Source organism: Starkeya sp. ORNL1 (assembly GCF_012971745.1).
Lineage (GTDB): Bacteria > Pseudomonadota > Alphaproteobacteria > Rhizobiales > Xanthobacteraceae > Ancylobacter.
This window is the reverse complement of sequence record NZ_CP048834.1, coordinates 1,148,456-1,168,203: the sequence shown is the minus strand read 5'-3', so window position 1 is coordinate 1,168,203 and position 19,748 is coordinate 1,148,456. Positions and strand designations below refer to the sequence as shown.

The following is a 19,748-nucleotide window of genomic DNA, read 5'->3' as shown; positions in this document are numbered from 1 at the left end:
CCTTCCCCGCTCCCCAAAGCCGTCATTCCGGCCGAAGCCCGAAGGGCGTAGAGCCGGGATCGCGCAAAATCCTGCGCATCACCTTCCTGCGATCCCGGATCGGCCTGCGGCCGTCCGGGATGACGCTTGAGGAGCGAGCGGCCCGGACTTACCGCCGCGCCTCCAGGATCAGGTTGAACGGCGTCTCCGCCGCCTTGCGGATGCGGGTGAAGCCGGCCTGGAGCAGCACCTCGCTCAGGCGCGCCTCGCCGGCCTGCGCGCCGAGCGCCATGCCGACCTCCTGGTCGAGCGAGGCCGGGGTGCAGATCATGGTCGAGGCGGCGTAATAGACCCGGCCGATCGGGTTCAGATTGTCCTCCAGCCGGTCGCGGGCGAACGGCTCGACGATCATGAAGGTGCCGTCCGGCGCCAGCGTCTCGCGCACATGCGTCGCGGCGCCGACCGGGTCGCCCATGTCGTGCAGGCAGTCGAAGCAGCAGACGAGATCGTAGCCTCCGCCGGGATAGGCCTTGGCCGAGGCGACCTCGAACTGCGTATGGTCGGCGACGCCCGCCGCCTGCGCGCGCTGGCGCGCCGCCTCGATAGAGGCCGGATGATAGTCGAAGCCGTGGAAGGTGGACCTCGGGTAGGCCTGCGCCATGAAAAGCGTCGAAATGCCGTGGCCGCAGCCGACATCGGCGACCTTGGCGCCGCGCATGAGCTTTTGCTCCACACCGTCGAGCGCCGGCAGCCATTCCTGCACCAGATGGTGCTTGTAGCCGGTGCGGAAGAAGCGCTCGGTGCCGCAGAACAGGCATGGGTCGTGCTCGTGCCAGCCGACACCCTTGCCCGACTTGAAGGCGGCGGTGATCTTCGGCTCGTCGCGGAACACCGCCTGGACGATGTCGCCGAAGCCGCCGAGGAAGGCCGGGCTGTCCTCGTCGGCAAAGACGAGGGCCTGCTCCGGATCGAGCGAGAAGCGCTTCGCCTCCGGGTCGTAACGCACATAGCCGGCGGCGGCCTGCGCCGAGAGCCACTCGCGCACATAGCGCTCGGCGGTGCCGGTGCGCTTGGCGAGCTCGCCGGGCGTCATGGGTTCGGCGGCGAGCGCCTTGTAGAGGCCGAGACGATCACCCACCAGCACGAGTGCGGCGGTCATCGCCGCGCCCATGTCGGTGATCATCGTGCCGAGGAATTGATTGAGCTTGTCTTCGTTGACCGGCTGCATGGTGCCCTCCCTGGATCAACGGGTGGAAACCGACCAGCCACAACCTTACGCCTCGCAGTGCCGCGCGTCACGGAAGCTGCGGCGTCAGCTCATGTCGCCGAGCCGCACCGCCGCGCGCAGAAAACGCTGCGGATCGACCGGCTCGCCCTTGATGCGAGTCTCGTAATGCAGATGCGGCCCGGTGGAGCGGCCGGTGGAGCCGACCCGGCCCACCACGCCGCCGGCCGCGATCTTGTCGCCGACCGAGACACTGATGGCGGAGAGGTGCGCGTAGCGCGTCGCCAGCCCATTGCCGTGGTCGACCTCGACCATCAGCCCGTAGCCGCCGTCGCGGCCGGCGATCGTCACAGTGCCGGCTGCGGTAGCGCGCGCGGGATCGCCGGTGTCGCCGCGAAAATCGATGCCGGTATGGAACGCCGCCTTGCCGAGGAACGGATCGACGCGCACGCCGAAGCCGCTGGTGGTCTCGATGCTCCCGGCGATTGGCCGGCGCAGCGGCACGGTGTCGAGCTTCTGCTTCAGCTGGGTCAGATCCGCGAGCATGGCCCGCGCCCGCCCGCTCTGCTGGTCGAAGCCATCGCCCGTCGGGCCGACCGGCACAAACGGGCCGCCGGCGGCGGCCTGGATCGGCACCCCGATTGGACGCACCGGCGCGGCGACGCCGAGATCGGCCAGTACGGTGCGGATGCGGCGGTCGCGCCGCTCCAGCGTCTCCTCGATCACGTCGAGCGCGCCGGCCTGTTCGCGCTCCAGCCGGTCGAGCGTGCCATTGAGCGCGGCGAGATCGGAGGACCCGGGAGCGGCCTGCGCGGAGGCAAGCGCGGTCGGCTCCGCACCGGCCTCGAGGCGGGCCTCGCGCAAGTCGGTGGCGCCCAGGATCACGGTGTCGGAAATCGGCCGCGACCCCGCGGGCGTGTTGAGCATGCTGCTGCGATCGCCGCTCTTCGGCGGACGCGGCGCCTCGGGCGCGGCGTTCATCAGGTCGGACAGCAGGCCGTGCCGGGCCTCGATGGCGATCTGGCGCTGGCGCAACTGTTCGATCGTGGTGGCGGTGCGCCGCTGCTCGACCGCGAGACGCGAGCGCTGCTCTTCGAGGCTCGCTTCCAGTGTCGCGATCTGCCGCTGATAGGCCTCGGCCTGGCTGTGCGCCCGGTTGTTGAGGAGCCGCAGCGCATCGTCATGGAAAAGTATGTAGCTGGTGGTCGCCGCCGACCAGGTGAGCAGGAAAGCGCCGGCCAGCAGCGCGCCGGCGCAGGCGAGGGGATGGCGGCGTGCGACGGTCGGCAGCACGTGCGACCATCGCGGGGGCGACCATTGCCATGCTCTTGAAGGCGAACGCGCTAGAGACACCATGCAACCCGCCACGCACACCGGGAATCATCGCCGATCGACGGTATGAGCTTCCCGTCGGCATGGTTAATTTCAGGTATCGCCCGGCGCGCGGATGCCGAATCAGAGGGCGCGCGCCGCTGCCAGCACCTCCTCCGCATGCCCGGTGACTTTGACCTTCGGCCAGATTCGGGCGATGTGGCCGGTGGCGTCAATCAGCACGGTGGTGCGCTCCACGCCCATGAAGCGGTGCCCATACATGCTTTTCTCGACCCAGATTCCATGGGCCTCGATGAGTTGGTGGGCCTCGTCCGCCGCCAGCGGGAAGCCGATCTCGTGCTTGGCAGTGAAGCGCCCGAGCGCTTTTGCGGGGTCCGGCGAGACGCCCAGCAGCGCGGTGCCGGCTGCGTCAAAATCTCCCCGTAATTTATTGAAATCATGCGCTTCTCGGGTGCAGGCCTCGGTTCCCGCCTTGGGGTAGAAATAGATTACGAGCTTTCGCCCGGCAAAGTCGGCGAGGGAAAGGGTGTCGCCGCCTGGTGCGGGAAGCGTGAAGTCCGGTGCAGGGTCGCCGGCCGTGAGCGTCGTCATCTGCCTTCCTTTCGTCGGGTTTTCAGGGAATTCGCATCAAGGGGAAACATTTGTCGATACGGATTGCGATCCGGAATGGATCGGCCATCCTGCGTGACGATGCCGCCGCCACTATTCGGCCACGGCGGCATCGGGGCGGAGCGTGCGGGGGATCGAGCGCCTGATGAACGCCGAGACGACGCAGAAGGCCGCGATCGCCCGGGCCAAGGCGGGGCGGCGGCCTCAGCTTCGACGCATGGCACGGCGCTGTGAGGCGCCGCGCGCCGGTCGTCGCTGGCTGCGCCTTTGCGGCTGGTCGTGCGGCGGGCTGGTCGCGCTGGTGCTGATCGGCGCCGGCGCGATCTATACGCTGTTCGCCTCCGGCATCCTCACCGCCGATCTCGCCCGCCCCTATGTGGCGCGGGCGCTGGAAGAGCGGCTCGGCAATGGCAACAAGGTGGAGATCGGCAGCCTTTCGGCGGCGCGGGACGCTTCCGGCGGCACGCTGCTGCGGGTCAATGACGTGACGGTGCGCGATGCGCAGGGCGAGATCATCGCCAATGCGCCGCAAGCCGAGGTGACGCTGCAATCCGGCACCATGCCCTGGACTGCCACGCCGCGGCGTATCGATCTCGTCGGCGTCGAGCTCACCGTCCACATCAATGCGCAGGGTGAGCTCTCCGTCGCTACTGGGCGCAACGCCAAGCCGCTGCACGCGCCGGCGCGCCAACCGGATCTCAGGACCACCCAGGGCGCGGCGGCGCCGGCACCCAATGGTGCGCCCACGGCCGACGCCGCGCCGGCTGCGCCGCCGGCCGAACCGACGCCCTCCGACACCCTGCCATTCGACCCGATGCACCTGCAGGGCCTGGCCGTGCTCGCCGACAGCATCGATCGTGGTGGGCTCGACGGCGCCGCATTGACCGATATCGGCCTCAAGGACGGCACGCTGCGCATCGAGAGCGAGATCAGCGGCCGGCGCTGGGCATTCGAGCATATCAGCATCGCGGTGAGCCGCCCGCCGGCCGGCGGCATGACGCTCGACCTCACCTCCGGCGGCACTGACGGGCCGTGGTCGGCCAAGGCCACCATCGGCACCCTCGGGGCTGACGGGCGGCCGATCTCGGTGCAGATCCGCGACCTCTCCCCGCACGATCTGATGATCGCCGCCGGCAAGGGCGATGGCGACCTGATCGCCACTTCGCCGCTGTCCGTCGACCTCAACAGCCGAATCGACGCCGAAGGGCGCCTTGTCGCCAGTTCCGGCAAGCTGGTCGCCGGGGCCGGCGAACTGCAGATCGGCGCCGATGCCGCCGGCCGCATGGTGATCGACGAGGCCTCCATCACCTTCCGCTTCGACCCCGCGCGCAAGGTGATGGTGTTCGAGCCGCTGGCAGTGCAGGCCGGCCCGCTCGACATCGCCGTCGGCGCCGAGATCGTGGCGCCTCCGGTGCCCGGCCAGCCCTGGCGGCTGCACGCCACCAGCCTCGACGCAAAGCTCGGCGGCGGCGGACCGGACTCCGAGAAGGACCCGCCGCTGATCATCAACCGCGCCGCCTTCGACGTGCGCTTCGAGCCCGCCGGCGGCCGCATGGTGATCGAGCAGGGCACTCTGTCGGGTCCGCTGGCTGGGGTTACCATTGGCGGCGAGCTCAATCTCGGTGCGGCCGAACCGTTCCTGGAGATGAGTGTCTCCGGCGCGCCGATGTCGGCCACCGCGCTGAAGCGGCTTTGGCCGATCCTGGCGGCGCCGGATGTGCGGCGCTGGGTTTACGACCACATCGTCTCCGGTGATGTCACCAAGGCGGAAGTCAATTTCCACGCGCCGCTCAACTCGATCGGCAACAAGGATCGCCCGCTCCCGGCCGAGGGGCTGAGCGTCGTCGTGGCCGGCAGCAATGGCGTGCTGCGCCCGGTGCCCGGCCTGCCGCCGATGCGCAAGGCCGACGTCGTCGTGCAGGCAAGCGGCCGCAGCGCCCATGTCGTCGTCAATAATTCGGTGCTCGACACCCCCGGCGGGCGCAGTATCACTTTGCCGCAGAGCGTGCTCGACATTCCCAACACCGTGCCGAAGAACCCGGCCGCCAAGGTAACCGTCAAGGTTGCCGGCTCCGCAGCCGCCGCGGTCGAATTGATGTCGATCCCGCCGCTACGCGGCCCGGTGGGCGAGCAGGTCGACCCGGCCGGCGTAAAAGGCACCATAGACGGCCTCGCCCAGATCAACCTGACCTTGCGCGAGAAGATGACCGAGCAGGATGTCGACTTCGCCTTCGAGGCCAGCCTTGCCGGCTTCAGCGCCGAGAAGGTGCTGATGGGCCAGAAGCTCGAGGCCGCGGCGGTAAAGGTGTTTGCCACCTCTGCCGCGACCGTGCTGCGCGGTGACGGCAAGATCGGCGGCGCGCCGGCGAGCTTCGAATTGCGCAAGCCGCGCGACGGCAGCGACAACGAATTCCGCCTTGCCGCCAATCTCGACGATGCCGCGCGCAACCGCATGGACCTCGACCTTGCGGGCCTCTCCGGCACGGTCGGCGTCAAGCTCTCCGGCACGATGAACGACAAGGCCAAGACCGCCGATGTCGAACTCGACCTTGGCGCCGCGCGGCTCGCCGAATTGGTGCCGGGCTGGTCCAAGCCCGCCGGCAAGCCGGCCAAGCTCACCGCCAAGGCGACGATGACCAATGGCGGCACCAAGCTCGACGACCTCGCCATCACCGGCTCCGGCGTCAGCGTAAAGGGCAACATCGTCCTCGATTCCAAGGCCTCTCTGGTCTCGGCCGACCTGCCGACCTTCCAGCTCTCCGATGGCGACAAGGCCAGTGTGAAGGTCGACAGCGACGACGGCGCGCTGAAGATCACCGTCCGCGGCGAGGTGATCGAGGCCCGCGCCTTCCTGAAGAGCCTGCTCGAGGCGCCGGTCGCCGGCCGCAAGGACGAGAAGCCGATGGACATCGACCTCGATGTCAATCTCGGCGTCGTCGCCGGCAATAATGGCGAGGTGATGCGGCAGGCGGTGCTGAAGATGTCGCGCCGCAATGGCGACCTGCGTGCCTTCTCGCTGGGGGCGTTGGTCGGGCGCGACGGCGGCGTGACCGGCGAGTTGAAGGCCCGCGACAATGGCCGGCCGATGCTGCAGATCGCCACCACCGATGCCGGCGCGCTGCTGCGCTTCATCGACCTCTACCCGAAGATCAATGGCGGCGATCTCTGGATCAATGTCGACGCCCCGCGCGGCGACGGCGCGCCGCAGGACGGCGTCGTCAATATGCGCGACTTCGTCATCCGCGGCGAAGGCGGCCTCGACCGGCTGATCGCCGCTGCCCCCTCGCAGAGCCGCGACGGCCGCCCGGCGCCGGGCGCGGCGATCGCCTTCTCCAAGCTTCAGGTGGATTTCCAGCGCTCGCAGGGCCGTCTCGCAATACGCGAGGGCGCCATCTGGGGACCGGCCATCGGCTCGACCTTCGACGGGTTGATGGATTTTGCCGGCGACCGCGTCTCGGTGCGCGGCACCTATGTGCCGGCCTATGGGCTGAACAATATCTTCAGCAAGCTGCCGGTTCTCGGCTTCTTCCTCGGCGGCGGCCCGAATGAGGGGCTGGTCGGCGTCACCTATGAGATCGTCGGGCCGATGAGCGGGCCGACGCTGCGGGTGAACCCGATCTCGATGGTGGCGCCGGGCTTCCTGCGCAAGATCTTCGAGTTCCGCGCCGCCCCCGATCCGACCCCGCCGAAGATGGTGCCGACCAGATAAGGCGTCGCACTGCTTGAATATCCTTCGAGGCTCGCTGCGCTCGCACCTCAGGATGACGTTGCTTTGAAGAACCACGTCATCCTGAGGTGGCCGGCAAAGCCGGGCCTCGAAGGATGCTCAAGCAGCGCGCTCCGGTAATTATGTCCTCCGCGGCGGGTGGCGCTTGAGGCTGCGCGCGGTTAGCGTACGCCCGGTTCGGGGGCGTCTTCCATGCGTGCACTTCTTCTCAAACACATCGGTCTGGTCGCAGCCGCGCTGGTCGCCTGCCTGATCGCCGGTGCCGGCGCCGCCACGGCGCAGGACATCAGGATCCAGGGCGTCGCACCCCAGAAGACCGCGCCGCCTTACGTGCCCGGCGCCGAACTGGTGGTGGCGACACGCCTTATCCCACCCTTCGTCATGGACAAGGGCGCCAAAGGCAAGACGCCGGGGACCGGCGAACTTGAAGGTTTCAGCGTCGAGCTCTGGCAGGCGATCGCCAATGAGACCGGCCTGAAGAGCCGCTTCCAGGTCTATCCGACGCTGCCGGCACTGCTCGATTCGGTGCGGACCGGCGCGAACCCCGCCGGCATCGCCGCCATCTCCGTCACCTCGGACCGCGCGCTGGTGATGGACTTCTCCCAGCCCATGTTCCGCTCCGGCCTGTCCATACTGGTGCCGGCGGGTGGGCGGCCCGGCCTCGCGGTGTTCGCAAGCTTCATCACCTCCGACGTGCTGGCGGCGCTCGCGGTGTTCTTCGCGCTGCTGCTGATCCCGGCGCACCTGTTCTGGTTCATGCAGCGCGGACGCAAGGAGGGCGAGTGGCTGGTGCCGAAGTCGTATGGGCGCGGCATGGCAGAGACGCTGTATTGGTCGGCCGAAGCCATGATCGGCCAGGCCTCCGCCACGGCGAAGAGCTGGTACGGTCGTTTCCTGGCCTTCGTCTGGAAGGCGGCGGGTGTGCTGCTGATCGCCTACTTCACCGCGCTGATCGCCACCACGCTCACCGTTTCGTCGCTGCGCGGCGGCATCGAGGGGCCGGCCGACCTGATCGGCAAGCGCGTCGCCACCATCTCCGGCAGCACCTCGGCGCGCTATCTCCGGGAGCTGAAGGCCGATCCGCTGGAATTCGATAATTTCGACCAGGCGGTCGAGTACATGTTGAAGGGACAGGCCATCGCCACCGTCTATGACACCCCGATGATCCTGTTCTACGCCCGTCACGCCGGCAATGGCCGGGTCAAGGTCGCCGGCTCACCGTTCCGCACCGAGGATTACGGCATCGTCTTCCCGGCCGGCAGTGACCTGCGCCCGGTGGTCAATGCCGGCCTGCTCAAGACCGTCGAGAACGGCACCTATCAGGCCATCTACGACAAGTGGTTCGGCAGCGACAACAGCCGGTGAGGGGCCTCACAGCGGCCGTAGCAGCACGTGCTTCTTCTTGCCGAACGACAACTTGATCACGCCTTCCGGCGTCAGGTCGGCCTTGGTCAGCACCGCCTTCTCGTCGGTGACGGTGGCATCATTGACCTTGAGCCCACCGCTCTTCACCTGACGGCGCGCCTCGCCGTTCGAGGCCACCAGCCCCGCCTTCTCGGCGAACGCCGCCAGCACACCGATGCCGGCCTCCAGCTCGGCCCCTGGCACTTCGACCGTCGGCAGGTCGGCGCTGATCGCGCCTTCCTCGAAGGTCTTGCGCGCGGTCTCGGCTGCGCCCTCCGCCGCCTCGCGGCCGTGCAGGATCGCCGTCACCTCGGTGGCGAGGATCTTCTTCACCTCGTTGATCTCCGGGCCATTGAGCGCAGAGAGCCGCGCGATCTCGGCCATCGGCAGCGTGGTGTAGAGCTTGAGGAAGCGCGTGACGTCGGCATCCTCGGTATTACGCCAGTACTGCCAGAACTCGTACGGCCCGAGCATGTCGGCGTTCAGCCACACCGCGCCATTGGCCGACTTGCCCATCTTGGCGCCCGAGGAGGTCGTGAGCAGCGGCGAGGTCAGGGCATAAAGCTGCGGCGTGCCCATGCGGTGGCCGAGATCGATGCCGTTGACGATGTTGCCCCACTGGTCCGAGCCGCCCATCTGCAGCCGGCAGTCATAGCGCTTCGCCAGCTCGACGAAGTCATAGGCCTGCAGGATCATGTAGTTGAATTCGAGGAAGGACAGCGACTGCTCGCGGTCGATCCGCGTCTTCACGCTGTCGAAGGACAGCATGCGGTTGACCGAGAAATGCCGGCCGACATCGCGCAGGAATTCCAGGTAATTGAGCGCGCGCAGCCATTCCGCGTTGTTGATCATCAACGCGTCCCTGGGGCCCTCGCCATAGCTCAGATAGTTCGAGAAGACCCGCTTGATCGAGGCGATATTGGCCTCGATGGTGTCCAGCGTCATCAGCTGGCGCGCCTCGTCCTTGAAGGAGGGGTCGCCCACCATGCCGGTGCCCCCACCCATCAGCGAGACGGCGCGGTGGCCGGTGGCCTGCAGCCAGTGCAGCATCATGATCTGGATCAGCGAGCCGGCATGCAGGCTCGGCGCGGTCGGATCGAAGCCGATATAGGCGGTCACCGTCTCCTTGGCGAACAGGTCGTCGAGGCCCTTTTCATCGGAGATCTGATGAATGAAGCCGCGCTCGTCGAGGGTGCGCAGGAAATCGGACTTGTAGCTGCTCATAATCGGCCTGCTGGCGGTCAATCATTTAAGGTCGGGCGGGTCTAGTATCAGCTTCGAGCCTTCAGTGCATCCCGGGGAGACGTGGCAATGAAAGCGATCGGCCTGATGAGCGGCACCTCGCTCGACGGCATCGATGTGGCGCTAATCGAGACCGACGGCGAGACGGTCGTGAGCTTCGGCCCGGGTCGTACCTACCCTTACGCGCCGGAGGACCGCCAGCTGTTCTTCCGCGCGCTGGAGGAGGCGGCCACGCTCGGTGATCGCACCGAACGCCCCGGCTCGCTGCGCGGCGCTGAGATCCTGCTGACCACCCGCCATGCCGAGGCGGCGGCGCGCTTCCTCGCCGAATCCCCGGTCGAGGGCGGCATCGATGTGATCGGCTTCCACGGCCAGACAGTGCTGCACAAGCCGGAGGAGCGGCTCACCGTGCAACTCGGCGATGGTGCGCGGCTGATCGAGGCGCTGCGGCCTCTCGCCGGGCAGGGTGTGCGGCTGGTGCATGATTTCCGCGCCGCCGATGTCGCGGCCGGCGGGCAGGGCGCGCCGTTCGTGCCGGTCTATCACCGCGCGCTGGCTCGCGCGCTTGGCCGGCCGCAGCCGCTGCTGGTGCTCAATCTCGGCGGCGTCGCCAACATCACCTTCATCGATGGCGAGGCGGATCCGATCGCCTGCGACACCGGCCCGGCCAATGCGCTGATCGACGATTTCATGAAGGAGCGCACCGGCGAGGCGTTCGACTGCGAGGGCGCTGCGGCGGCGAACGGCACGGTGGACGAGGCGGCGGTGGAGCGGCTGCTGCGCCACGGTTTCTTTCGGCTGTCGCCGCCGAAATCGCTCGACCGCAACGCTTTCCGCAACTGGGTGGCCGAGCAGACGAGCCTCGACGACATGAGTACGCAGGATGGCGCGGCGACGCTTACCGCACTCACCGCCGCCTCGGTCGCGGCGGTCCTGCCGCTGCTGCCGCGCCGGCCGCAAAGAGTGATCGCCGCCGGCGGCGGTGCCCATAATCCGACGCTGCTGCGCATGCTGGCGGAGCGGCTGGGCGTCGAGGTGGTGAGCGCGGATGCCGTCGGCTGGTCGGCGGATTTCCTGGAGGCGCAGGCCTTCGGCTTCCTTGCCGTGCGCTCGCTGAAAGGTTTGCCGCTGAGCTTCCCGACGACGACGGGGGTGCCCGAGCCGATGCGGGGCGGAGTGCATAGTTAGGCCGGGTCGCTCGGCTTCAGCATCCTTCGAGGCCCGGCATTGCCGGGCACCTCAGGATGAGGTCGCACATAAAAAAACCACCTCATCCTGAGGTGCGAGCGCAGCGAGCCTCGAAGGATGTTGAAGCAGGAGAGCACCCCCTCGCTCACACCCTGAATACCTCATTCAGAAAAACTGAATTTTGATACCTTTCGCCACAGTTTCCTAAAACGCATTGGTGCGATGCAAGATCTCATGATGCATCGCACAATAATTTCCCTACGTTAGCGGCTCCCGGAGCCTCCGGCTCGCCAGGCGACTCGATGAACGGGTCAAAGAACCTGGACAGAACATATGGAGCAAACTCGGATGCGCGTATTTCTCGGCGCCCTTATCCCGGCCGGCGTGATCGGCCTCATCCTTGGCGCAGCAGCGATGGCCCCGGCCAGCGCGGTCGACAAGTCACAGAACATCTCGCCCGGCCATGCCCAGACCATCGATCTCGGCTATGTCCATGGCGTTGCCTATTACACGCCGGAGCGCGACGGCTATCAGGTCGTCGCCACGCTGAGCATTGGCGGCGGTGCGCCGGTGCGCGTCACCGCGACGCTGCAGCCCGAGCAGCATGTCAGCTTTTCGGTTCCCGCCGAAGACAGCGCGGATGTCCGCCAGATCGAGCTTTATCGCCGCGGCGACGTGGTGACGCTCAGCCAGCCGGCGCGCTTGGTCCTGAATTGAAATGAAAATGGCCGGGCGATGCCCGGCCATTGGCAATTGCGATGACGGCGCTGACCCTCAGGCCGCGCTTTCCTTCTTGCGCGTGCCGGGCAGGCGCTTGTCGAGATAGGCACCGATCACTTCCATCAGTTCGTCGGTCTTGCCGTCGAAGAAATGGTTGGCGCCGGGCACGGTCTGCTGGTCGATGATGATGCCGCGCTGTGTCTTCAGCTTCTCGACCAGGCCGGTGACGGCGGAGAACGGCACCACCGCATCCTTGTCGCCATGGACGAACAGCCCGGACGAGGGGCAGGGCGCCAGGAACGAGAAGTCGTAGAGATTGGCCGGCGCGGCGATGGAGATGAAGCCCTCCACCTCGGGGCGGCGCATCAGCAGTTGCATGCCGATCCAGGCGCCGAACGAGAAGCCGGCGATCCAGCAGGCGCGCGCGTCCGGATTGATGGACTGCGCCCAGTCAAGCGCCGCGGCGGCGTCCGCCAGTTCGCCCTGGCCGTGGTCGAACGAGCCCTGGCTGCGGCCGACGCCGCGAAAATTGAAGCGCAGGGTCGAGAAGCCACGGTTCACGAACTGGTAATAGAGATTATAGACCACCGGATTGTTCATCGTGCCGCCGAACTGCGGGTGCGGATGCAGGATGATGGCGATGGGGGCATTGCGCGTCTTGGCCGGCTGGTAGCGGCCTTCAAGCCGCCCCTTCTCGCCGGTGAAGATGACCTCGGGCATGGAAATTCGTGACCTTGAAGCTGCGACCCGTTGGGGCGTATGGGAGCTAGGTTCCGGAAAGGAGTTCCGGCGAAACCCCTGTCGCCAAGCGGGTTTCCAACCTTGCCGGGTGTCTGGCCCGTGTGGGGTTTTCCGCCCTGATACCTTGACGCCAGGAGTTGTTACTCCTAACTTGTTAGAATAATTCTAATCTTCTACGTCAGGTTGCAATTCTTGAGCTGTACACCAGCGCAAAATGCCGCCCGACGGAGGTGGCGGAAGCCAAACCTATGAAGGAGATGGCCTTGATTTGCAAGCATGCAAGAGGCATGCGCAAGCAAGGTCAGGGAATCGTACCTATATAGGGTGCGTCCCGCCTCCTCTCGCGGTAAGCAACGGCCATTCTCTTCGAATTCGAGACGATGACGACGACCGAGCGCAGCTATTTCGACCACAATGCCACAGCGCCGATCCGCCCCGAGGCGGCGGAGGCGCTGCTTGCGGCGTTGAACCGTACCGGCAATGCCTCCGCCATCCATGGCGAGGGCAGGGCGTCCCGTTCGCGTCTGGAGGATGCCCGCAAGCAGGTGGCGGATCTGGTCGGCGCGGATCCCGCCGGCGTTGTCTTCACCTCGTCCGGCACCGAGGCCGACGTACTGGCCCTGACCCCCGACATCTCTCGCGGTGGCGAGCCGCTCGCCTGCAACGTGCTGGTGACCACGCCGGTAGAGCATTCCGCGGTGCTGCGCGGCCATCGCTTTGCCGCCGATCGGGTCGAACTGATCCCGGTCGATGCCCGCGGCCGCATCAAGCTTGATGCGCTCGATACGATGCTCGCCGGCCATGCCGAAGCCGGGCGCCGTCCGCTGGTCTCCATCATGGTCGCCAATAACGAGACCGGCGTCATCCAGCCGGTAGCGGAAGCCGCCCGGCGGGCGCGGGCGCACGGCGCCGTCATCCATTCCGATGCGGTGCAGGCCGCCGGCCGCATCCCGGTCGATATCGGCGCGCTCGGCGTCGACATGCTCTCGATCTCCGCCCACAAGCTCGGCGGCGCGCCGGGCTCCGGCGCGCTCGTCATGGCCGATCCCGATCTGCGCCCCGCGGCGCTGATCGCCGGTGGCGGCCAGGAGCGTGGCCGCCGCGCCGGCAGCGAGAACGTGCCCGCCGCCGCCGCCTTTGGCGCCGCGGCGGAAAGTGCGAAGCGTGACCTCGCTACCGAGATGCCGCGCATCGCTGCCTTGCGCGACCGGCTTGAAAGCGCTCTAAGGTGCGAATTCCCAGAGCTGGTGCTTCTCGTCGGCGATGTCGAGCGGTTGCCCAACACCTCGTGCATCGCCTTGCCCGGCGTGCCGTCCGAGACGCTGCTGATCGCGCTCGATCTTGCCGGTGTCGCGGTCAGCGCCGGGTCGGCCTGCTCCTCGGGCAAGGTCGCGCCGTCCCATGTGCTCGCCGCCATGGGCGTGCCCGAGCGCATCGCCCGCTCGGCGGTGCGCATGTCGCTCGGCTGGTCGAGCGTCGAGGAAGACGTGGAACGTGCGCTCGGCACCTTTCGCCGGGTGCTGCCGAACCTGCTGCGCCGACGCGCGGCGTGATTTTGAGGCGGTCCTGCCGTGCTTCGGGCGGCGTGACCGGAACGTGAGTGTGGACTTGACCCGCGGGCCTTGACCCCGCGTGGGAGAGGAGAAAGACGATGCCGGCCGTACAGGAGACTGTGGAGCAGGTCCGCTCCATCGACGTCGATCAGTACAAGTACGGGTTCTTCACCGATATCGAATCGGAGAAGGCGCCCAAGGGTCTGGACGAGGATACCGTCCGCTTCATCTCGGCGAAGAAGGACGAGCCGGAGTGGATGCTGGAATGGCGGCTAGAGGCGTTCCGCCGCTGGCAGACCATGCGCGAGCCGGATTGGGCGCGGGTGAGCTATCCGCCGATCGCCTATCAGGAACTCTATTATTACTCCGCGCCGAAGCGGAAGGCGGCGATGTCGATCGACGAGATCGACCCCGAGATCCTCAAGACCTATGAGAAGCTCGGCATCCCGCTGCGCGAGCGTGACGCTTTGCTCGGCATCGAGAGCGGCAGCACTTCGCGCGTCGCGGTCGATGCAGTGTTCGATTCGGTCTCGGTGGCGACCACCTTCAAGGAAGAGCTCGCCAAGGCCGGCGTGATCTTCATGCCGATCTCCGAAGCGATCCGCGAATATCCGGAGCTGGTGCGCCAGTATCTCGGCTCCGTGGTGCCGGTGACCGACAATTTCTTCGCCACGCTGAACTCCGCGGTCTTCTCGGACGGCTCCTTCGTCTATGTGCCGAAGGGCGTGCGCTGCCCGATGGAGCTCTCCACCTATTTCCGCATCAATGAGCGCAACACCGGCCAGTTCGAGCGCACCCTCATCATCGCCGACGAGGGCGCCTATGTGAGCTATCTCGAAGGCTGCACCGCCCCCCAGCGCGACGAGAACCAGCTGCACGCCGCCGTGGTCGAGCTGGTGGCTCTGGCCGATGCCGAGATCAAGTACTCCACCGTCCAGAACTGGTATCCCGGCGACAAGGACGGCAAGGGCGGCATCTTCAATTTCGTCACCAAGCGCGGCGATTGCCGTGGTGACCGCTCCAAGATCTCCTGGACGCAGGTCGAGACCGGCTCGGCCATCACCTGGAAATACCCCAGCTGCATCCTGCGCGGCGACGGGAGCCAGGGCGAGTTCTATTCCATCGCCATCTCGAACGGCCGCCAGCAGGTCGACAGCGGCACCAAGATGATCCATCTCGGCAAGAACACGTCGAGCCGCATCATCTCCAAGGGCATCGCGGCGGGCCACTCGGACAACACCTATCGCGGCCTCGTCTCCGCCCATCGCAAGGCCACCGGCGCTCGCAACTTCACCAATTGCGATAGTCTGCTGATCGGCGACAAGTGCGGCGCGCATACCGTGCCCTACATCGAGAGCAAGAATTCGAGCGCGCACTTCGAGCACGAAGCGACGACCTCGAAGATCTCCGAGGACCAGATGTTCTACTGCCAGCAGCGCGGGCTGTCGGCGGAAGAGGCGACGGCCCTCATCGTCAACGGCTTCGTCAAGGACGTGCTCCAGCAACTCCCGATGGAGTTCGCGGTGGAAGCGCAGAAGCTGATCTCGGTGAGCCTCGAAGGCTCGGTGGGCTGACGTCCGGCTCCGCATTCGTCATCCCGGACGTAGCACGGCTGCGATCCGGGATCGCCCCCAGGAATTTTGCGCGATCCCGACCGACCCGGATGCCTCGCGCCAGAACGGAATGAACGCAATGGCCATGCTCGAAATCGACAATCTCCACGCCAGGATCGACGGCGACGAGGGCCGGGAAATCCTCAAGGGGCTCTCGCTCCAGGTGAATCCCGGCGAAGTGCACGCCATCATGGGCCCGAACGGTTCGGGGAAGTCGACGCTGTCCTACATCCTCGCCGGAAAGCAGGATTATGAGGTCACCGAGGGCACCGTGACGCTCGACGGCGAGGACCTCTTGGAGATGGAGATCGACGAGCGCGCCGCGAAGGGCGTGTTCCTCGCCTTCCAGTACCCGATCGAGGTGCCCGGCGTCGCCACCATGAACTTCCTGCGCTCGGCGCTGAACGCGCAGCGCAAGACCCGCGGCGAGGAAGAGGTCTCCACCCCGGATTTCCTGCGCCTCATCCGCGACAAGGCGGGCGCGCTCGGCATCAGCCAGGACATGCTGCGCCGCGGCGTCAATGTCGGTTTCTCCGGCGGCGAGAAGAAGCGCATGGAGATCCTGCAGATGGCGGTGCTGGCGCCGAAGCTCTGCATCCTCGACGAGACCGATTCCGGCCTCGACATCGACGCGCTGAAGGTCGTCTCTGAAGGCGTCAACGCGCTGCGCTCGCCGGATCGCGGCATGATCGTCATCACCCACTATCAGCGCCTCTTGAACCACATCGTGCCGGACTTCGTGCACGTCATGAACAATGGCCGCATTGTCCGCTCCGGCGGCAAGGAGCTGGCGCTGGAGCTGGAAGCCAATGGCTATGCCGAGTACCAGCAGAGCGCGGCGTGAGGTGAAGTCATGAACGCCGAAGTCCGCCCCATCCGCACTCCTGCCGAGCAGGCGCTGATCGCCGCGCTCGACACGCTGCCGGCGACGCCGGGCCGGCTCGCCGACCTGCGCCGCTCGGCGGCCCGCAGCTTCGCCGAGCAGGGCCTGCCGCACCGCCGCATCGAGGAGTGGAAATACACCGATCTGCGCACCATCCTGCGCGACGCGGTTCCCCTTGCAGGCAAGGCATCGACGCCACCGGACGTGCAGGCCCTTGCCGATGCCGGCACGCGCCGCATCGTCGTCGCCAATGGCGTCGTGGTTCCCGAACTCTCCGATCTCGCCGATCTGGAGCCGGGCCTGACCATCCAGCCGCTCGCTGCCGCCATCAAGGACGGCAATGAATTGCTGAGCCGTCTCGGCGGCATCGTGCCGTCGCGCTATGACGCCGCGCTGGCGCTCAACACCGCGCTCGCGGAGGACGGCGTGCTGGTCCATGTCGCTCCCGGCACGGTGGTCGAACGTCCGGTGCAGGTCGCTCACATCTATGTCGGTGCTGCCCCGGCGCTCGGCCACGCCCGCTCGCTGGTGGTGGTCGGCGAGGGCGCAAAGCTCACTTATGTCGAGAGCTTCGAGGGTCCGGAGGCGGTTGCCTACCAGACCAACAGCGCCACCGAGTTCACTGTCGGCGACGACGCCCGGCTCGATATCGTCCGCCTCCAGGCGGAAGGCACCAGCGCCGTGCATCTCGCGACCCTGCTGTTCGAGGTCGGCCGCAATGTCGAGCTGCGCAGCTTCACCTTCACCAGCGGCGCCGCGGTCTCGCGCACCTCGCTCTATGCGACGCTGGCGGGCGAGGACACGAAGGTGTCGATCAATGGCGCGGCGCTGCTCAAGGATCGGCAGCACGCCGATTCGACGCTGTTCGTCGATCACACCGTGCCCGGCTGCGAGAGCCGCGAATTGTTCAAGCACGTGCTCGACGATCAGAGCCGCGGCGTGTTCCAGGGCAAGATCGTGGTCCGCCAGGCCGCCCAGAAGACCGACGGGCGCATGATGAGCCGCGCTCTGCTGCTCGGCGACGATGCCGAGATGGACAACAAGCCGGAGCTGGAGATCTTCGCCGACGACGTCGCCTGCGGCCATGGTGCCACCTGCGGCGCGCTCGATGACGATCTGCTGTTCTATCTGCGCGCCCGGGGCATTCCGCTGAAGGAAGCGCAGAGCCTGCTGGTACAGGCCTTCGTCGGCGAAGCCATCGAGACCGTGGAGCATGACGGCCTGCGCGAAGCGCTGGTCGCCCGCGCCGAGGCATGGCTGAAGGCACGGGGCTGATCTGAGGGCGCGCGGAGTGGGCATCCTTCGAGGCTCGCTCCGCTCGCACCTCAGGATGACGTTCATCTTTTAGCGACCGTCATCCTGAGGTGCCGGGCGCAGCCCGGCCTCGAAGGATGTTCGCCAGGCCGGCGAGAGCAAAGGTCGTGCAATGACCACCATCCACCCAGCCGTCCTCGACGGCACCTACGACGTCGCCCGCGTCCGCCAGGATTTTCCCATCCTGGCCAAGCAGGTCTATGGCAAGCCGCTGGTCTATCTCGACAATGCCGCCTCGGCGCAGAAGCCGGTGCAGGTGCTGGATCGCATGCGCTATGCCTATGAGAACGAATATTCCAACGTCCATCGCGGCCTGCACTTCCTCGCCAATGCGATGACCGAGGCGTACGAGGAGGCCCGCGAGCGCTGCCGCGCCTTCCTCAATGCCGGCTCGCTGGAAGAGGTGATCTTCACCCGCTCGGTCACCGGCGGGCTGAACCTCGTCGCCTCCTCGCTCGGCCAGTCGATTGGCGAGGGCGACGAGATCGTGCTCTCCATCATGGAGCACCACTCCAACATCGTGCCGTGGAATTACCTGCGCGAACGCAAGGGCGCGGTGATCAAATGGGCACCGGTGACGGAAGACGGCGCCTTCGATCTCGACGCCTTCAAGGACCTCATCACCGAGCGGACCAAGATCGTCGCCATCACCCATATGTCGAACGTGCTCGGCACGGTGACGCCGATCAAGGAGATCACCCGCCTTGCCCATGAGGTCGGGGCGCTGGTGGTGGTCGATGGCGCGCAGGCCGCCGTGCACATGCCGGTCGACGTGAAGGATCTCGATGTCGATTTCTACGGCATCACCGGCCACAAGCTCTACGGCCCCACCGGCATCGGCGTGCTCTACGGCAAGCGGCATCTGCTGGAGAAGATGCCGCCCTATGAGGGCGGCGGCGAGATGATCCGCACGGTGACGGAAGAGGGCGTCACCTATGGCGAGCCGCCCCACCGTTTCGAGGCCGGCACGCCGCCCATCGTGCAGGCCATCGGCCTCGGCGAGGCGCTGGTCTATATGGAGAGCCTTGGCCGCGAGCGCATCGCCGCGCATGAGGCGTCCCTGGGCGCCTATGCCAAGGAGCGGCTCTCGCGCATCAATTCCATCCGCATCTATGGCGATGCACCGGGCAAGGGCGCGATCCTCGCCTTCGACGTGAAAGGCGCCCATCCGCACGACATTGCTACCGTGATCGACCGCTCCGGTGTTGCGGTGCGGGCCGGTACCCATTGCGCAATGCCGCTGCTTGGCCGATATGGTGTGACGGCGACGTGCCGGGCCTCCTTCGCGCTGTACAACACGCACGAGGAAGTCGACCGCCTCGCCGAGGCCCTCATCAAGGCGCAGGATCTTTTCGCATGAGCGAGATCGACACCGAGGCTCCGAACGTCCCGACGATCGCCTCCGCGATTCCCGAGGACGAGCTTGAGCGCCTGACCGACGACATCGTCGGCGCGCTGAAGACCGTCTATGACCCGGAAATCCCGGTCGACATCTATGAACTCGGCCTGATTTACAAGGTCGACATAGCCGATGACCGCCAGGTTGCGGTGGAGATGACGCTGACCACGCCGAACTGTCCCTCCGCCGCCGAGCTTCCCGGCATGGTGGAAGGCGCAGTGGCGAGTGTTGGCGGGGTGTCGGGCGTCACCGTCAACCTCACCTTCGACCCGCCCTGGGATCAGGGGCGCATGTCGGAGGAAGCGCGGCTTGCGCTGAATCTCTGGTGAGCGCGCCGCGGATCAGCGGCGTCCTCGAAACCTGCCTCTATGTCGACGATCTCAAGCGGGCGCGGGCCTTCTATGACCGCGTCTTCGCCTTGCCGGTGATGTTCGGTGACGAGCGCCTCGTGGTCTATGACGCCGGTCCGGCGAGCGCGCTGCTGCTGTTCAAGCGTGGCAGCACGCTGCATACCGTGCATCTGCCGGGCGGCGCCATCCCGCCGCATGACGGCCACGGGCCGCTCCATTTTGCCCTCGCCATTCCCACCGAGGCGCTGGACGCCTGGCGCGCGCATCTCGCCAGCGAGAACGTGCCGATCGAATCGGAAGTGACGTGGCCGCGCGGTGGCGTGAGCGTCTATTTCCGTGACCCGGACGGTCACCTTGCGGAACTGGGCACGCCGGGGCTTTGGAAGAATTATCAAGCCGAAGCGGGGACTTGAGTCCAGCGCGCACATCCCCCATCTTAAGACGACCGATCCGCCGGCCTTGAACCGGC

16 protein-coding genes are annotated in these 19,748 nt (G+C 66.8%); 11 read left to right on the top strand and 5 right to left on the bottom strand.

Going from position 1 to position 19,748, the window contains the following annotated elements; genetic code table 11:
• Positions 1-148 precede the first annotated feature (148 nt).
• The 3 genes from G3545_RS05710 to G3545_RS05700 form a co-directional block, all read right to left on the bottom strand.
• The gene (locus G3545_RS05710) at positions 149-1,207 is read right to left on the bottom strand and encodes a methyltransferase domain-containing protein (protein ID WP_170010656.1); all 1,059 of its coding nucleotides are present in this window, start codon (positions 1,205-1,207) and stop codon (positions 149-151) included.
• Positions 1,208-1,291: 84 nt separating this feature from the next.
• The gene (locus G3545_RS29865) at positions 1,292-2,497 is read right to left on the bottom strand and encodes a M23 family metallopeptidase (RefSeq protein ID WP_281411706.1); all 1,206 of its coding nucleotides are present in this window, start codon (positions 2,495-2,497) and stop codon (positions 1,292-1,294) included.
• A gap of 162 nt (positions 2,498-2,659) precedes the next feature.
• Positions 2,660-3,127 carry a peroxiredoxin gene (locus G3545_RS05700; RefSeq protein ID WP_170010651.1) on the bottom strand — a complete coding sequence of 156 codons (468 nt, stop codon included), beginning with the start codon at positions 3,125-3,127 and terminating at the stop codon, positions 2,660-2,662.
• Positions 3,128-3,290: 163 nt separating this feature from the next.
• On the opposite strand from G3545_RS05700, the gene G3545_RS05695 reads away from it, so the two are divergent.
• Positions 3,291-6,854 carry a DUF3971 domain-containing protein gene (locus G3545_RS05695; RefSeq protein WP_170010649.1) on the top strand — a complete coding sequence of 1,188 codons (3,564 nt, stop codon included), beginning with the start codon at positions 3,291-3,293 and terminating at the stop codon, positions 6,852-6,854.
• A 210-nt stretch (positions 6,855-7,064) separates the two neighbouring features.
• Complete coding sequence (locus G3545_RS05690; protein ID WP_170010647.1) at positions 7,065-8,237, top strand: transporter substrate-binding domain-containing protein; 1,173 nt, start codon at positions 7,065-7,067, stop codon at positions 8,235-8,237.
• 6 nt (positions 8,238-8,243) lie between these two features.
• Here the strand turns inward: G3545_RS05690 and tyrS are convergent, their stop codons facing one another.
• On the bottom strand, positions 8,244-9,500 hold the full coding sequence (tyrS, locus tag G3545_RS05685; RefSeq protein ID WP_170010645.1) for a tyrosine--tRNA ligase: 1,257 nt from the start codon (positions 9,498-9,500) through the stop codon (positions 8,244-8,246).
• Between the two features lie 81 nt (positions 9,501-9,581).
• Here tyrS and G3545_RS05680 point away from each other — a divergent pair, with 81 nt between their 5' ends.
• Complete coding sequence (locus G3545_RS05680) at positions 9,582-10,706, top strand: anhydro-N-acetylmuramic acid kinase (protein WP_246702705.1); 1,125 nt, start codon at positions 9,582-9,584, stop codon at positions 10,704-10,706.
• Between the two features lie 348 nt (positions 10,707-11,054).
• The gene (locus tag G3545_RS05675; RefSeq protein ID WP_170010641.1) at positions 11,055-11,423 is read left to right on the top strand and encodes a hypothetical protein; all 369 of its coding nucleotides are present in this window, start codon (positions 11,055-11,057) and stop codon (positions 11,421-11,423) included.
• A 57-nt stretch (positions 11,424-11,480) separates the two neighbouring features.
• On the opposite strand, the gene G3545_RS05670 is transcribed toward G3545_RS05675, so the two are convergent.
• On the bottom strand, positions 11,481-12,146 hold the full coding sequence (locus G3545_RS05670) for an alpha/beta hydrolase (protein WP_170010639.1): 666 nt from the start codon (positions 12,144-12,146) through the stop codon (positions 11,481-11,483).
• Positions 12,147-12,547: 401 nt separating this feature from the next.
• On the opposite strand from G3545_RS05670, the gene G3545_RS05665 reads away from it, so the two are divergent.
• From G3545_RS05665 to G3545_RS05635, 7 genes are all read left to right on the top strand, one after another.
• Positions 12,548-13,720: a cysteine desulfurase family protein gene (locus G3545_RS05665; RefSeq protein WP_170010637.1), complete on the top strand. Its 1,173-nt coding sequence runs from the start codon at positions 12,548-12,550 to the stop codon at positions 13,718-13,720.
• Between the two features lie 98 nt (positions 13,721-13,818).
• The gene (sufB, locus tag G3545_RS05660) at positions 13,819-15,294 is read left to right on the top strand and encodes a Fe-S cluster assembly protein SufB (protein WP_170010635.1); all 1,476 of its coding nucleotides are present in this window, start codon (positions 13,819-13,821) and stop codon (positions 15,292-15,294) included.
• Between the two features lie 118 nt (positions 15,295-15,412).
• The gene (gene sufC / locus G3545_RS05655; protein WP_170010633.1) at positions 15,413-16,177 is read left to right on the top strand and encodes a Fe-S cluster assembly ATPase SufC; all 765 of its coding nucleotides are present in this window, start codon (positions 15,413-15,415) and stop codon (positions 16,175-16,177) included.
• A gap of 9 nt (positions 16,178-16,186) precedes the next feature.
• Positions 16,187-17,491: a Fe-S cluster assembly protein SufD gene (gene sufD, locus G3545_RS05650; RefSeq protein ID WP_170010631.1), complete on the top strand. Its 1,305-nt coding sequence runs from the start codon at positions 16,187-16,189 to the stop codon at positions 17,489-17,491.
• A 151-nt stretch (positions 17,492-17,642) separates the two neighbouring features.
• Positions 17,643-18,890, top strand: coding sequence for a cysteine desulfurase (locus G3545_RS05645; protein ID WP_170010629.1), 1,248 nt, complete (start codon positions 17,643-17,645; stop codon positions 18,888-18,890).
• The gene (locus G3545_RS05640; protein ID WP_170010627.1) at positions 18,887-19,258 is read left to right on the top strand and encodes an SUF system Fe-S cluster assembly protein; all 372 of its coding nucleotides are present in this window, start codon (positions 18,887-18,889) and stop codon (positions 19,256-19,258) included. The genes G3545_RS05645 and G3545_RS05640 overlap by 4 nt, the downstream gene beginning before the upstream one ends.
• Positions 19,252-19,692, top strand: coding sequence for a VOC family protein (locus tag G3545_RS05635; protein WP_170017927.1), 441 nt, complete (start codon positions 19,252-19,254; stop codon positions 19,690-19,692). Before G3545_RS05640 ends, G3545_RS05635 begins: the two co-directional genes overlap by 7 nt.
• Positions 19,693-19,748: the final 56 nt, after the last annotated feature.

Coding starts and splice junctions, on each gene's coding strand:
- G3545_RS05645 (WP_170010629.1), top strand. CDS start 17,643: ATGACCACCATCCACCCAGCCGTCCTCGACGGCACCTACGACGTCGCC.
- sufB (WP_170010635.1), top strand. CDS start 13,819: ATGCCGGCCGTACAGGAGACTGTGGAGCAGGTCCGCTCCATCGACGTC.
- G3545_RS05690 (WP_170010647.1), top strand. CDS start 7,065: ATGCGTGCACTTCTTCTCAAACACATCGGTCTGGTCGCAGCCGCGCTG.
- tyrS (WP_170010645.1), bottom strand. CDS start 9,500: ATGAGCAGCTACAAGTCCGATTTCCTGCGCACCCTCGACGAGCGCGGC.
- G3545_RS05640 (WP_170010627.1), top strand. CDS start 18,887: ATGAGCGAGATCGACACCGAGGCTCCGAACGTCCCGACGATCGCCTCC.
- G3545_RS05700 (WP_170010651.1), bottom strand. CDS start 3,127: ATGACGACGCTCACGGCCGGCGACCCTGCACCGGACTTCACGCTTCCC.
- G3545_RS05665 (WP_170010637.1), top strand. CDS start 12,548: ATGACGACGACCGAGCGCAGCTATTTCGACCACAATGCCACAGCGCCG.
- G3545_RS05710 (WP_170010656.1), bottom strand. CDS start 1,207: ATGCAGCCGGTCAACGAAGACAAGCTCAATCAATTCCTCGGCACGATG.
- sufC (WP_170010633.1), top strand. CDS start 15,413: ATGGCCATGCTCGAAATCGACAATCTCCACGCCAGGATCGACGGCGAC.
- G3545_RS05670 (WP_170010639.1), bottom strand. CDS start 12,146: ATGCCCGAGGTCATCTTCACCGGCGAGAAGGGGCGGCTTGAAGGCCGC.
- sufD (WP_170010631.1), top strand. CDS start 16,187: ATGAACGCCGAAGTCCGCCCCATCCGCACTCCTGCCGAGCAGGCGCTG.
- G3545_RS05695 (WP_170010649.1), top strand. CDS start 3,291: ATGAACGCCGAGACGACGCAGAAGGCCGCGATCGCCCGGGCCAAGGCG.
- G3545_RS05675 (WP_170010641.1), top strand. CDS start 11,055: ATGCGCGTATTTCTCGGCGCCCTTATCCCGGCCGGCGTGATCGGCCTC.